Source organism: Arthrobacter sp. UC242_113, assembly GCF_044054585.1.
Taxonomy (GTDB): Bacteria; Actinomycetota; Actinomycetes; order Actinomycetales; family Micrococcaceae; genus Arthrobacter.
Genome location: NZ_CP171968.1, coordinates 2,242,519 through 2,256,196, shown reverse-complemented (window position 1 = coordinate 2,256,196; position 13,678 = coordinate 2,242,519). Strand labels below are relative to the sequence as shown.

At 66.3% G+C, this 13,678-nt stretch carries 13 protein-coding genes; 10 read left to right on the top strand and 3 right to left on the bottom strand.

Translation table 11 applies throughout. The features are described from left to right. Window positions 1–35: 35 nt before the first annotated feature. The 3 genes from ACHMXB_RS10175 to ACHMXB_RS10165 are packed head-to-tail and all read left to right on the top strand — an operon-like array spanning window position 36 to window position 3,692. Entirely contained in the window at window positions 36–965 is a 930-nt protein-coding gene (locus ACHMXB_RS10175) for an ABC transporter permease (protein WP_395404943.1), read from the top strand. Further along, on the top strand, window positions 955–1,905 hold the full coding sequence (locus tag ACHMXB_RS10170; RefSeq protein WP_395404941.1) for an ABC transporter permease: 951 nt from the start codon (window positions 955–957) through the stop codon (window positions 1,903–1,905). Before ACHMXB_RS10175 ends, ACHMXB_RS10170 begins: the two co-directional genes overlap by 11 nt. Window positions 1,906–1,916: 11 nt before the next feature. Continuing rightward, window positions 1,917–3,692, top strand: a complete 1,776-nt coding sequence (locus tag ACHMXB_RS10165) for a dipeptide ABC transporter ATP-binding protein (RefSeq protein WP_395404939.1) — start codon at window positions 1,917–1,919, stop codon at window positions 3,690–3,692. 101 nt (window positions 3,693–3,793) lie between these two features. Here the strand turns inward: ACHMXB_RS10165 and ACHMXB_RS10160 are convergent, their stop codons facing one another. Continuing rightward, window positions 3,794–4,636 (bottom strand): SGNH/GDSL hydrolase family protein, encoded by an 843-nt coding sequence (locus tag ACHMXB_RS10160; protein ID WP_395404937.1) that lies wholly within the window; start codon window positions 4,634–4,636, stop codon window positions 3,794–3,796. A gap of 271 nt (window positions 4,637–4,907) precedes the next feature. On the opposite strand from ACHMXB_RS10160, the gene typA reads away from it, so the two are divergent. Continuing rightward, the gene (gene typA / locus ACHMXB_RS10155; protein WP_111905723.1) at window positions 4,908–6,836 is read left to right on the top strand and encodes a translational GTPase TypA; all 1,929 of its coding nucleotides are present in this window, start codon (window positions 4,908–4,910) and stop codon (window positions 6,834–6,836) included. A gap of 153 nt (window positions 6,837–6,989) precedes the next feature. Continuing rightward, window positions 6,990–7,250, top strand: a complete 261-nt coding sequence (locus ACHMXB_RS10150; RefSeq protein ID WP_395404934.1) for a hypothetical protein — start codon at window positions 6,990–6,992, stop codon at window positions 7,248–7,250. Here ACHMXB_RS10150 and ACHMXB_RS10145 read toward each other — a convergent pair. After that, window positions 7,247–7,756 carry a helix-turn-helix domain-containing protein gene (locus ACHMXB_RS10145; protein ID WP_395404932.1) on the bottom strand — a complete coding sequence of 170 codons (510 nt, stop codon included), beginning with the start codon at window positions 7,754–7,756 and terminating at the stop codon, window positions 7,247–7,249. The genes ACHMXB_RS10150 and ACHMXB_RS10145 overlap by 4 nt on opposite strands. A gap of 63 nt (window positions 7,757–7,819) precedes the next feature. Here ACHMXB_RS10145 and ACHMXB_RS10140 point away from each other — a divergent pair, with 63 nt between their 5' ends. Next, window positions 7,820–9,157, top strand: coding sequence for an MFS transporter (locus tag ACHMXB_RS10140; RefSeq protein ID WP_395404930.1), 1,338 nt, complete (start codon window positions 7,820–7,822; stop codon window positions 9,155–9,157). A 31-nt stretch (window positions 9,158–9,188) separates the two neighbouring features. Here ACHMXB_RS10140 and ACHMXB_RS10135 read toward each other — a convergent pair whose 3' ends face one another. Continuing rightward, window positions 9,189–9,446, bottom strand: coding sequence for a hypothetical protein (locus tag ACHMXB_RS10135; protein ID WP_395404928.1), 258 nt, complete (start codon window positions 9,444–9,446; stop codon window positions 9,189–9,191). Window positions 9,447–9,600: 154 nt separating this feature from the next. On the opposite strand from ACHMXB_RS10135, the gene fdxA reads away from it, so the two are divergent. From fdxA to ACHMXB_RS10115, 4 genes are all read left to right on the top strand, one after another. Continuing rightward, window positions 9,601–9,927, top strand: a complete 327-nt coding sequence (fdxA, locus tag ACHMXB_RS10130) for a ferredoxin (RefSeq protein ID WP_102973806.1) — start codon at window positions 9,601–9,603, stop codon at window positions 9,925–9,927. 13 nt (window positions 9,928–9,940) lie between these two features. Then, on the top strand, window positions 9,941–11,080 hold the full coding sequence (gene dapC / locus ACHMXB_RS10125; protein ID WP_395404925.1) for a succinyldiaminopimelate transaminase: 1,140 nt from the start codon (window positions 9,941–9,943) through the stop codon (window positions 11,078–11,080). 241 nt (window positions 11,081–11,321) lie between these two features. After that, window positions 11,322–12,623, top strand: coding sequence for a citrate synthase (locus tag ACHMXB_RS10120; RefSeq protein WP_111905727.1), 1,302 nt, complete (start codon window positions 11,322–11,324; stop codon window positions 12,621–12,623). 363 nt (window positions 12,624–12,986) lie between these two features. Further along, window positions 12,987–13,640, top strand: a complete 654-nt coding sequence (locus ACHMXB_RS10115) for a TetR/AcrR family transcriptional regulator (RefSeq protein ID WP_395404923.1) — start codon at window positions 12,987–12,989, stop codon at window positions 13,638–13,640. The last annotated feature ends 38 nt before the right edge of the window (window positions 13,641–13,678 follow it).

The following is a 13,678-nucleotide window of genomic DNA, read 5'->3' as shown; positions in this document are numbered from 1 at the left end:
AATCCCCAATTTCAATTCCCCGGGGAGGAGCTGCTGTGATCCAGTACGTCCTCCGCCGGCTGCTGCAGGTGATTCCCGTCTTCGTCGGGACCACCCTGCTCGTTTACTACATGGTGTTCGCCCTTCCCGGCGACCCCGTCGCCGCCCTGTTCGGCGACCGGCAGCCCAACCCTGCCGTCATCGCTGCCTTGCGGCAGCAGTACCACCTTGATGAACCGTTCTGGGTCCAGTACGGACTGTTCCTGAAGAACCTGTTCACCTTCAACCTCGGCAACGACTTCACCGGGCAGCCGATCGCTGCCACCCTGGGCCGCGTCTTCCCGGTGACGGCGATGCTGGCCATCGAGGCCCTCATCATCCAGGGCGTCTTTGGCGTGGCCGCCGGCCTGTTCGCCGGCCTGCGCAAAGGCAAGCTCTTCGATTCCACCGTGCTCATCGCCTCGCTGGTGGTGATCGCGATCCCGACGTTCGTGCTCGGCTTCGTGCTGCAGCTGGTAGTCGGCGTGCAGCTGGGATGGGCCAAACCCACCGTGGGATCCGAGGTCTCCTGGGGAACTCTGCTGCTCCCGGCGTTCGTCCTGGGCCTGGTGTCCTTCGCCTACGTCCTCCGGCTCACCCGGGCGTCGGTGATCGAGAACATGAACGCCGACTACGTCCGCACCGCCACGGCCAAGGGCCTCTCAAGGCCGCGGGTGGTTCTGGCACACATCCTGCGCAACTCGATGATTCCCGTGGCCACGTACCTCGGCGCCAACCTGGGCGCGCTGATGGGCGGCGCCATCGTCACCGAGGGCATCTTCAATGTTCCGGGCGTCGGGCAGAAGCTGTACCAGGCCATCCTGCGCAGCGAGGGTCCCACGATCGTCGCGATCGTCAGTGTGTTTGTGCTCATCTTCGTGCTGGCCAACCTGCTGGTGGACCTGCTCTACGCCTGGCTCGATCCAAGGATTCGCTATGACAAGTAACCACAGGGCAGAGCACTACGTTGCACCCATCGACGAAACCCCGCTGCTCGCCACCGACTCCGTGAAGACGGACCAGGCCCCCTTGAGCCTGTGGGCCGAGGCGTGGCGAAAGCTGCGCCGCCGCCCGCTGTTCATCGTTTCGTCACTGCTGATCGTGCTGCTGCTGGTCATTGCGCTTTTCCCGGGTCTTTTCACCCAGGTCGCGCCTAATGACAACTGCAACCTGCAGTTCTCCGACGGGGCGCCGCAGGCCGGCCATCCGTTCGGCTACACGTTCCAGGGCTGCGACGTCTTCTCGCGCGTCATCCACGGGACGCAGGCGTCCCTTTCGGTGGGTGTGCTGTCAGTCATTTTCGTGCTGATTATCGGTGTGACGCTCGGCGCGCTGGCCGGATTCTTTGGTGGCTGGCTCGATGCGGTCATCGCCCGCCTCGGCGACATCTTCTTCGCCCTCCCGCTCGTCCTCGGGGCGCTCGTCATCACGCAGCTTCCCTTCTTCAAGGACAACAAGAGCGTCTGGACCGTGGTGATGGTGATCGTGCTGCTGGCCTGGCCGCAGATGGCCCGCATCACCCGCGGCGCCGTCATTGAGGTGCGGAATGCGGACTTCGTGACCGCCGCACGGTCCCTCGGTGTCTCAAAGATGGGTTCCCTGCTCCGGCACGTCCTGCCGAACGCGCTGGCCCCCATTATTGTGCTCGCCACCATGGAACTGGGTGTGTTCATCGTCGCCGAGGCCACCCTGTCCTTCCTGGGTATCGGCCTGCCGGGCAGCGTCATGTCCTGGGGTAATGACATTGCCGCGGCCCAGCCGTCGCTGCGGACCAATCCCGCCGTCCTGCTGTATCCCGCAACGGCGCTGTCCATCACCGTGTTGAGCTTCATCATGCTGGGCGATGCCCTCCGCGATGCGCTCGATCCGAAGAGCCGTCAACGATGAAGGTGCCCCACATGACAACGTCCAAGATCAGCGTCAGCGAAGCGGGTGCATCAGAAGTGAAGCCCCTGCTGGAAATCAGGGACCTCGCCATCTCCTTCGCCACCAGCGGCGGCGAGGTCCAGGCGGTGCGCAACGCGCACCTGACCATCATGCCGGGGGAGACGGTCGCCATCGTGGGCGAGTCCGGTTCCGGGAAGTCGACGACGGCGCTCGCCGCCATCGGCTTGCTGCCCACCAACGGCCGGGTGACCGGTGGCCAGATCCTGCTCGACGGCGAGGACATCGCCCAGGCGCCGGAAAAGCGCATGATTGAGCTCCGGGGCAACACCATCGGCATGGTTCCGCAGGACCCGATGTCCAACCTGAACCCGGTGTGGAAGATCGGCTACCAGGTCCGCGAAACGCTGCGGGCGAACGGCCGCCCCGACGGGCCCGACGACGTCGCCAGGGTCCTTGCCGAGGCGGGCCTTCCGGACGCGCACCGGCGGGCAAAGCAGTACCCGCACGAGTTCTCCGGCGGCATGCGCCAGCGGGCGCTGATCGCCATCGGCCTGTCCTGCCAGCCGCGGCTGCTCATCGCCGATGAGCCGACATCTGCCCTGGACGTCACCGTCCAGCGGCAGATTCTGGACCATCTGGAAAAGATGACCTCCGAGCTTGGCACAGCCGTGCTGCTCATCACCCACGATCTTGGCCTGGCCGCGGAACGTGCCGACAAGGTGGTGGTGATGTACCGGGGCAACGTGGTGGAGGCAGGCCCCTCCCTGGAACTGCTGCGGAATCCGCGGCACCCGTACACGCAGCGGCTAGTGGCCTCGGCACCCTCGCTGGCCTCGCGGCGTATCCAGGCGGCCAAGGAACTCGGCGTGGAGTCCGAGGATCTCCTTGCCGCGTCCGAGGCCTCGGAGGCGTCCTCAGGGGCCGCCTTCACCGGCACCATGGCACAGCCCGGAGACAAACAGGGAGCGGACAGGCCGGAGGAGGTCCTGCGGATCGAGAACCTCACCAAGGTCTTCAAACTGCGGTCCGGCCTCGGGCGGTCCACGGACTTCACTGCAGTGGACTCCGTGTCCTTCGGCGTGAAGCGCGGCACCACGACGGCGATCGTGGGCGAGTCCGGCTCCGGGAAGTCCACGGTGGCCCAGATGGTGCTGAACCTGCTGCCGCCGACGTCCGGGAGGATCGTGTTCGACGGCGTGGATACCGCCACGCTGAAGCGCAGGGAGATCTTTGCCTTCCGCCGGCGCGTGCAGCCGATCTTCCAGGACCCCTACGGTTCCCTCGACCCGATGTACAACATCTTCAGGACCATCGAAGAGCCGCTGCGGACCCACAAGGTGGGCACCAGGGCAAGCCGCGAAAAGAAGGTCCGCGAGCTGCTGGACCAGGTGGCCCTGCCGCAGTCCACCATGCAGCGGTACCCGAACGAACTCTCCGGCGGACAGCGCCAGCGCGTGGCGATTGCCCGCGCCCTGGCACTGGATCCGGAGGTCATCATCTGCGATGAAGCGGTGTCGGCCCTGGATGTGCTCGTGCAAGCACAAGTACTGAACCTGCTTGCGGACCTGCAGGCCAACTTGGGTCTGACGTACCTGTTTATCACCCATGACCTTGCCGTGGTCCGGCAGATCGCCGACCACGTCTGCGTGATGGAGAAGGGCAGGCTCGTGGAGACGGGAGCGACGGACGACGTTTTCGACGCGCCGCAGCAGGAATACACGAAGGCCCTGCTCAACGCCATCCCCGGTGCCCGCCTCATGCTTCCCCCGGAGGTCGCCACGGCGTAGCTCACGTCTGGACCTTCAGGCAACAAACAACAGGAGCCGGCATCCGCCCACATGGATGCCGGCTCCTCTCTTCCGCCTTAACGCGGGTTTGGCCAATGCAGCTAGGACAGGGCCAGCCCCAGCCTCGCGAGCCTGTCGCCCAGCAGCGCACCCAGGGCGCGGTGCCCGTCGCCGTTCATGTGGACACTGTCCTTGAGCTGCGCCTCCAGCCCGTAGCGGGAGAGCCAGTCCCCGACGCTGACGAACGGAATGCCGTGGTCCGCGGCGACGGTCCCCAGCAGCGCGTCCACCTCGGCGCGCCGGGCGCCGCCGTGGTCCGCTCCCTTGCCCAGGGTTCCCACCATGGCCAGCTTCGCGCCCGGGTACCGCTGCTTGATCGTCGTAATGAGCCGGGTTGCGTTGGCCGAGATCTGTTCGTCGCTCGCCCCTTGCTTCGCGTCGTTTCCGCCGCCCTCGATCACCACCAGCGGCGGGAAACCGTAGGGGAGGTGCCAGTCGCCCCGCTGCAGGGCATCGACGTAGTTGCCCATGGTGCCGTTGGAGGCGACATAGCCAGTGCCGCCCTTGCCGCAGAAGAAGACGTCGTAGCCCAGCCCAGCCAGGGCTCGGCGCGGCCAGCTGGCCTGTGGCTCGGACTGCGAGTCGCCGATCAGCAGTGCGGTGTGGGCGATGTTGCCCACGATGACCTCATCCCGTCCGTTGGCCGGGTTGCGGTACAGCGCTCCGGCCGGAAGGCTGGCGGGGTCGACGGCGGCCCGCAGATCGCTCACGACCGCCGAACCGGCGGCCACGGCCTCGCCTGGGGCGGCCACAGGCGCGGCGGCACGCGGCGCCTGTGGGCCGGCACCGGGTGACGGTTCCATTGCTGCGCCGCAGCCCGTCAAAAACACGCTGGCGGCGATGACCGGACCAATCAGGAGGGCCCGCGTCGAGGCTTGTAACATCCGTGGACTCCTGGCCTGTTCGTAAGTGGTCTAGCAATAGTGGTGGATCACTTTTGGAAAAGCCAGTGATTTTGCTCACATGACGTGCCGCTGGATTCACGATTTGGTAACGGGTCGGGCGCGTGTGCGGGCGCCCGTTTTAGGCCAATAAATGGCACAGCGTTTAGACTGGAGGCAGGTGCCCTGTGCTAAGGGTCTGATCCGTCGTGCGTTCCGGTTGGAAATGTCGCGATACAACAGCTGACTTCACCACTGAATCGAGCAATAACGCATGTCTGAAACCACCACCAACACCGCGGTAGCAACTGCAGTTCGCAGTGACCTGCGCAACGTCGCGATTGTGGCCCACGTTGACCACGGCAAGACCACCCTTGTGGACGCCATGCTCAAGCAGACCAACTCCTTTGCCGAGCACAACCACCTCGAAGACCGGGTCATGGACTCCGGTGACCTGGAGCGCGAAAAGGGCATCACCATCCTGGCCAAGAACACCACGGTGGCCTACAACGGACCGTCCTCCAACGGCGAAACCATCACCATCAACGTCATCGACACCCCCGGCCACGCCGACTTCGGCGGCGAAGTGGAGCGCGGGCTGTCCATGGTGGACGGCGTTGTTCTCCTGGTGGATGCCTCTGAGGGCCCGCTGCCCCAGACCCGCTTCGTCCTCCGCAAGGCCCTCGCCGCGCACCTGCCGGTGATCCTCCTGGTCAACAAGACCGACCGCCCCGACGCCCGCATCGAAGAGGTTGTCCACGAGTCGATGGACCTGCTCCTGGGCCTGGCCTCCGACCTCGCCGATGAGGTTCCGGACCTTGACCTGGACAAGATCCTCAACGTCCCGGTGGTTTACGCCGCCGCAAAGGTAGGCCGCGCCTCCCTCGAGCAGCCGGCCGACGGCACTGCCCCGGAGAACGAGGACCTCGAGCCGCTCTTCAGTGCAATCATCGAGCACATCCCCGCCCCGACCTACAACCCGGAAGGTGTCCTGCAGGCGCACGTCACCAACCTGGACGCCTCCCCGTTCCTGGGCCGTCTCGCCCTGCTGCGCATCTACAACGGCACCCTCCGCAAGGGCCAGCAGGTTGCCTGGGCCCGCGCCAACGGTGAGCTGAAGACCGTCAAGATCACCGAACTCCTCGCCACCAAGGCGCTCGAGCGCGTTCCGGCCGAGTCCGCCGGCCCGGGCGAGATCGTCGCCGTCGCCGGCATCGAGGAGATCACCATCGGTGAGACCCTGACCGACGTCGAGAACCCGCAGCCGCTGCCCCTGATCACCGTTGACGATCCCGCGATCTCGATGACCATCGGTATCAACACCTCCCCGCTGGCCGGCAAGGTCAAGGGCGCCAAGGTCACGGCCCGCCAGGTGAAGGACCGCCTGGACAAGGAACTGATCGGTAACGTCTCCATCAAGGTTCTCCCCACCGAGCGCCCGGATGCCTGGGAAGTCCAGGGCCGCGGCGAGCTCGCGCTGGCCATCCTCGTGGAGCAGATGCGCCGCGAAGGCTTCGAGCTGACCGTTGGCAAGCCGCAGGTTGTCACCCGGACGGTCGACGGCAAGATCCACGAGCCGATGGAACACATGACCATCGACGTGCCGGAAGAGTACCTCGGCGCCGTCACGCAGCTCATGGCCGCCCGCAAGGGCCGCATGACCAACATGGCGAACCACGGCACCGGCTGGTGCCGCATGGAGTTCATTGTTCCCGCCCGTGGCCTGATCGGCTTCCGCACCAAGTTCCTCACGGACACCCGCGGCGCCGGCATCGCAGCCTCCATCTCCGAGGGCTACGAGCCCTGGGCCGGCCCGATCGAATACCGCACCAACGGTTCCATGGTGGCTGACCGTGCAGGCGTCGTGACCCCGTTCGCCATGATCAACCTGCAGGAACGCGGCTCCTTCTTCGTCAAGCCCACCTCCGAGGTGTACGAAGGCATGATCGTGGGCGAGAACTCCCGCGCCGACGACATGGACGTGAACATCACGAAGGAAAAGAAGCTCACCAACATGCGTGCGGCTTCCTCGGACACCTTCGAGAACCTGACGCCGCCGCGCGATCTGACCCTCGAAGAGTCCCTCGAGTTCGCCCGCGAGGACGAGTGCGTTGAGGTTACCCCGGACGCCATCCGCATCCGCAAGGTCATCCTTGACACCAACGAGCGTGCCAAGGCCAACCGCGCCCGCGCGAAGGCATAACGGCACCCTCCCGCAGGGATCTGAAATCGTGAACAGAAGAGCTGCCGGCATGGCAGGCGGCCTGGCCGCCGCCGTGCCGGCAGCTCTTTTGCAGCCCTCGCCGGAACCGCGCTGCACGGCCAGGAGTTTGCCGCTGCCGGTTCCGCTGTGCCGGTGGGTGCGGTGGCGGCGCTGCTGCTCCTGGCATCGCTTCAGCTGTTCCTCGGGGCGGCGTTCCGGACGCTGATTCCGACGGCGGTGTGCGGCGCGGTCTGTTATGCCCTGGCTGGCTGGTGGTCCGGGATGGAGCCGGGCAAGCGGCTCATTGCCGGTGACCTGGCCGGAGGCATCTGGGTCTACGGGATCGTGGTGGTTACCGTCGCGATGCTGGCCTGGTGCCGGCGGTACGGCCGCTCGTCCGGTTCCGCCCGCTAGTCCGCCGCCGGGTCCCGGTGGTGGGCAATCATGAGTGAGGTGGCCTCGCCGTCGTCGTCTGCGGGAAGTGCCATGTACTCCTCCATGACGGCGCGGAGCTTGGCCAGCATTTCCTCCCGCCTGGCGGCATTGAACTTCACCCCGAGGCGCCACACCTCGATGTCCTCGGGCGGAAGGTCCCGGGTTTCCAGCAGGAACGTCTCGATGAGGATGGGCGCAACGTTGTCCACGGGAGTGCTCCACGACTTGCGGCTGGCGATGTAGGGCACCTCGGTGGCGCCCCGCCGCCCCTTCCGGCGCTCCTCGGCCACCAGGAACCCGGTCCGCACCAGGGTGCGGACGTGGTGAAGGCTGGACGCGGGATTGAGGCCGAGCAGCTCGGCGATCTCCTTGTTGGTGCGCGACTGGTGCAGGCATAGACGAAGAATCCTCAGCCGTAGCGGAGAACTTAGGGCGCGGCCCTTTGCCACCAGGTCTGCATCATCGCTTTCCGGCGGGGGTGTCATAGACGCCAGTGTAACGAGCAATGATCGATTGACATATGCCAATCACAGCCCCAAACTGAAGCCGTGACTGCCGAATCGACCGCGGTGGTTCCGACAGCACGAGCGCTGTGGCGGGACCGCAACTTCACCACCTTTTGGGCCGGCCAGGCGCTGGGACAGTTCGGCGCGCAGTTGGGCCAGTTGGCGTTCCCCGTGCTGGCCGTCAGCATGCTCCACGCGTCCGAATTCGAAGTTGGCGTGCTGACCGCCGCCGGCTTGGCTGCCTTCCTGGCTGTTGGGCTACCCGCCGGGGCCTGGGTGGACCGCTGGCTGAAGCGGAAAACCATGATCACCGCCGATCTGGTGCGGATGGCCGCCATGGCTGCTGTGCCTCTCCTGTGGTGGGGCGGCAGCCTGGAGATGTGGCACCTGTACGTCATCGCGGCGACCGTGGGAACGGCCACGGTGTTCTTCGACGTCGCGTACCAGAGCTACGTTCCCGTGCTGGTGGAGTCACCCCGGGTGCGGGAGGCCAACTCAAAGCTGGAGGCGACCACGCAGGTTGCACGCATCGGCGGACCCGCCGTGGGTGGTTCCCTGCTGGCGCTGGTCTCGGCTCCCGTCCTGTTCGTGGGGGAGGCTGCGGGCTACCTGCTCTCCGCGGTTTTCCTGGCGCGCACCCGCGACGCAGAAGTACGTCTGGCCCCGGCCGACCGGCGGCCGCTCGCGGCGGAAATCCGGGAAGGGCTCTCCTTTGTGCTCCGGCATCCGCTCATCAGCCGCATTGCGGCCTGTACCGCCGGAATGAACTTTTTCGGGACGCTGATCTTCACGCTGACGCCGCTGCTGGTGCTGCGCAATCTCGGGCTGGGGCCGCAGGGCATGGGCCTGGTCATGACCGTTGGCGCGGCCGGCGGAGTGCTGGGCGCCGTGGCGGCGCCGAGAGTGGCCGCCCGCGTCGGCGAAGGCACGGTGATCCCGGTGTGCGCCGTGGTCAGCTCGGTTTTTCTGCTGCTCGTGCCGCTCGCCGGCGTCGTTGCCGAACCCGCAGTCTCACTGGTGCTGCTGGTCGTCTCCGAATTCGGGTTTGGCTTCACCGTTCTGGTCTACAACGTCGTGCAACTCACCATGCGTCAACGGGTCTGCCCGCCCCGGCTTCTCGGGCGCATGAATGCGTCCGTCCGGTTTGCCGTGTGGGGCGTGATTCCGTTGTCGGCCCTGGCCTCCGGGTACCTGGGCGGGCACATCGGCCTTGTGGCCACCATGATGATCGGAGCGGCCGGCAATCTCCTGGCCGCCGCACCGGTCCTGTTCTCTCCCTTGCGCACGATGAGCACGCTACCGGACGCGGTAGAGATAGACGAGGTGCCGGCAAATGGTTCCTCGGCAGCCGAGGTGCTGGAAGAAACGGGCAGGGCCTAGGCTCGGGGCTGCCGTCATGATCGTGCGGCCGTCAGTCCGCCGCCGGCGGGTTCAGCCGCGAACGGCGCCGCGGAGGTGCCGGGGGCACCTGTTTCGCGGCCACCACGCTCTCAAGGGGGATGCCGACGTCGGAATTGCGGGTCCGCACGGTGCATTCACTTTCGCCGCACTCCAGAAGGTCTCCCAGCGCATCCGTAAAGCCGCCGTCGATCCTGTACCGCACCACCACGCGCGTTCCGGCAGGGGCCGTGGCCAGGAACTGCCGGGGCGTTGGTGTTGTCTGACTCACCGGTCCATCGTATGACGCGTCCGGAGTGTGACGCGCCCGCTTCGTTCGCGGGACGGGCCTGGGAGATAATAGGCTCTGAAGTGGACAGCCCGGCATGCAGGCCGGATGCAGCAACCGGCCAGTCGCCGGGAATCAACGTGGAGAGGCAAGGGACGTGACGTACGTAATCGCGCAGCCGTGTGTAGATGTTAAGGACAAGGCATGCATTGAGGAGTGCCCCGTCGATTGCATCTACGAAGGCGATCGCTCCCTCTATATCCATCCCGATGAGTGCGTCGACTGCGGTGCATGCGAGCCCGTCTGCCCGGTGGAAGCCATCTACTACGAGGATGACACCCCCGAGGAATGGGCAGACTACTACAAGGCGAACGTCGAGTTCTTTGACGACCTCGGCTCCCCGGGCGGCGCCGCCAAGGTGGGCAATACCGGCAAGGACCACCCGATGATTGCAGCGCTCCCGCCGCAGAACCAGGACCACTGAGGCGGACCCCTTCGTGACTACAGCTGTCCGCAGTTTCGGCCTTAGCCTGCCCGACTACCCGTGGGAAGCGATGGCGCCGTACCTCGCCAAAGCGGCTGAACACCCGGGCGGAGCGGTCAACCTGTCCATCGGTACGCCCGTGGACCCGACGCCGCCGGTCATCCAGGACGCCTTGAAGGCGGCCGCGGATGCGCCCGGTTACCCCACCGTGCACGGCACGCCCGCGCTCCGGGAGGCCATCGCCGCGTGGTTCGCCCGCCGCCGCGGCGTCGAGGGGCTGGATCCCCGCGCCGTCATGCCGACCGTGGGCTCCAAGGAACTGGTGGCGTGGCTGCCGTTCCTGCTGGGCCTCAAGCCCGGAGACGTGGTCGTCCGGCCCACGGTCGCCTACCCCACCTACGACATCGGGGCCACGTTCGCCGGGGCCGCGGCGGTTGCGGCTGATGACCTCGACGAACTGGACGCGGCCACCCGGGCGAAGGTCCGGCTGGTCTGGGTCAACTCACCGGGCAACCCCACCGGCAGTGTCCGGGACGCTGCGTCGCTGAAGAAGATCGTGGACCAGGCCCGCGAAATCGGCGCCTTGGTGGCATCCGATGAGTGCTACGCCGAGCTTGGCTGGGGCGAGTGGGACCTGCAGCGCGGGGGACAGGCTGTTCCGAGCATTCTGGATCCGCGCGTCGCCGGTCCGTCCCACGACGGGCTCCTGGCTGTGTACTCGCTGAGCAAGCAGTCCAACGTGGCCGGCTACCGGGCCGCCTTCGTCGCCGGCGACGCTGCGCTCATGGCCAACCTTGTCAACAGCCGCAAGCACGCCGGCATGATCGTGCCGTACCCGGTGCAGGAAGCCATGCGCGTGGCGCTCGGCGACGACGCGCACGTCCAGGCGCAGAAGGACCTGTACCGTGGGCGGCGGGAGCGGCTCCTGCCGGCGCTCGAGGCCTTCGGGCTGACGCTGCACGAGTCCGCCGCCGGCCTGTACCTGTGGTGCACCGCGGGCGAAGCAACCTGGGACACCGTGGGACGCCTCGCCGAACGGGGGATCGTGGTGGGTCCGGGGGTGTTCTACGGCGACGCGGGGCACGGCTATGTTCGCGTGGCCCTCACCGGAACCGACGAACGGATCGACGCCGCGGTGTCCCGCCTGGCATAGCGGTTGCGCCGTAACAATGATGTGACTCGCGCCACAACTTGCCCGTTTTCGGGATAATTCGGCGCTTCCGGATTAGTGGCAGCCCTCAAGTGGCGGTAGTTTTTAACTGACTATCAATGGTGGCTTTCTACAAGAAGGCAGCACGGCCGTTGGATGTCCCGCCGTGCGGGATCCCGTGCGGCTCACCTGATGTTGGATCAAGCTTTCTAGCGAGGCCAAGAGGCCTCATGAAGGGGACTCCATGACTGAGACCACCAGCGCAACTGAGACCACCAGTGCGATCTTGCGCCACGCAGGCGGCGAACTCGAACTTCCGCGCATCAAGGTTGTTGAGGGAAACGAAGGCTACGACGTTTCCAAGCTACTGAAGCAGACCGGCGCCGTTGCCTTTGACCCTGGCTTCATGAACACGGCCGCCACGACGTCGGCCATCACCTACATCGACGGCGACGCAGGCATCCTGCGGTACCGCGGTTACCCGATCGAGCAGCTTGCCCAGCACTCCAGCTTCCTGGAAGTCTCGTACCTGCTGATCTACGGCAACCTCCCGACGCCGGCCGAACTGGAGGACTTCGACCAGAAGATCCGCCGCCACACCCTGCTGCACGAGGAGCTCAAGGGCTTCTTTGGTGGCTTCCCCCGGGACGCGCACCCGATGCCCGTGCTGTCCTCGGCTGTGTCCGCGCTGTCCACCTTCTACCAGGACTCGCTGGACCCGTTCAATGACGAGCAGGTGGAGGTTTCCACCATCCGCCTGATGGCGAAGCTGCCGGTCATTGCGGCCTACGCCCACAAGAAGTCGATCGGGCAGCCGATGCTGTACCCGGACAACTCCCACAACCTGGTGGAAAATTTCCTGCGCCTGAGCTTCGGCCTGCCGGCCGAGCAGTACGAGGTGGACCCCGTGGTCGCCAAGGCACTGGACCTGCTCCTCATCCTGCACGCTGACCACGAGCAGAACTGCTCGACCTCCACGGTCCGGCTGGTGGGCTCCTCCAACGCCAACCTCTTCGCCTCCGTGTCCGCAGGCATCAACGCCCTCTTCGGCCCTGCCCACGGCGGCGCCAACGAGGCCGTCCTGAAGATGCTCCGCCAGATCCAGGCCGACGGCACCAAGCCCGAGGACTACATGGAGAAGGTCAAGAACAAGGAAGACGGCGTCCGCCTCATGGGCTTCGGCCACCGGGTCTACAAGAACTACGACCCGCGCGCCAAGATCGTCAAGGCAACCGCGCACGAGATCCTCAGCAAGCTCGGCGGCCACGACGAACTCCTGGAGATCGCCTTGCGCCTCGAAGAGAAGGCGCTGAACGATGACTACTTCATCCAGCGCAAGCTGTACCCGAACGTGGACTTCTACACCGGCCTGATCTACAAGGCCATGGGCTTCCCGGAGAAGATGTTCACCGTGCTGTTCGCCATCGGCCGCCTGCCGGGCTGGATTGCCCAGTGGCGCGAAATGATCAACGATCCGAACACCAAGATCGGCCGTCCGCGGCAGCTCTACACAGGAGAGCCCGAGCGGCAGTACCCCGCCCGCTAATCCCCACCGGCTCCCAAACCTCGCACGCTCGGTTCGGGCCCCTCGCCGGTGTGGGCCCACCACCGGCTCCCAAACCTCGCACGCTCGGTTCGGGCCCCTCGCCGGTGTGGGCCCACCACCGACTCCCAAACCTCGCACGCTCGGTTCGGGCCCCTCGCCGGTGTGGGCCCACCACCGACTCCCAAACCTCGCACGCTCGGTTCGGGCCCTTAGCCGGTGTGGGCCCACCACCGGCTTAAATCATGACGGCGGCCGTCCACCTTAGGTGGGCGGCCGCCGTCGCGCTTCAACCACCACCTAAACCGCCGACCGTGTGTGGGGGAGTCGCCGCTGTTTCGGCGCACACCCGTGCTAAAAACAAGTGTGCCGAAAATTGTGGACGCCGCGCAGCGCCGGCAGGAGATCGTTGGCGCCGTGTGCAGGATCATCGCCACTGACGGACTGGAAGGCGCGTCCCTGCGGGAAGTCGCGGATGAGGCGGGCCTCGCGGTGGGCTCCGTGCGGCACTACTTCGACAGCAGCGACGACCTGCTGGCCTACTCCTTCGCAGCTGTTTCCGACCGCATCCTGGTGCGCCTTCATGCCGCCCTTGCCGGGCTCCGGCCCGCCGCCGGTGACCCGGACGCGAGCCGTGCTGTATTAACACTGCTGGGCGAATTCCTGCCCCTGGACGAAGAGCGCGCCCTGGATGCGTGCGCCTGGCTGGCGTTCCGGAACGCCGCGAGGATCCGGCCCTACCTCGCCGCCGAGGCGGACAGAAGCCACCGGGCCGTGGCCGCCATCGTCGGCCAGGTGATCACGCGGCTCCTGCGCGAGGACGCCGGCGCCGGGGATGATGCCACCGGAACCGGTGCCGGGCCGCAGCTTGTGACTGCGGCCGAACATCTGCTGGCCACCCTCGACGGGCTGGCCATGCATGCCCTGCTGCAGCCGGGCTGGATGTCCCCGGAAATGTGCCGTGACGTGCTCGAATCCCACCTCGAGGGCCTTCGCAGGAGGGTCGGTGCCAGCCATTAACCTCCCCGGGCTGGGGGAATAGACTGAAAGCCGGAGAG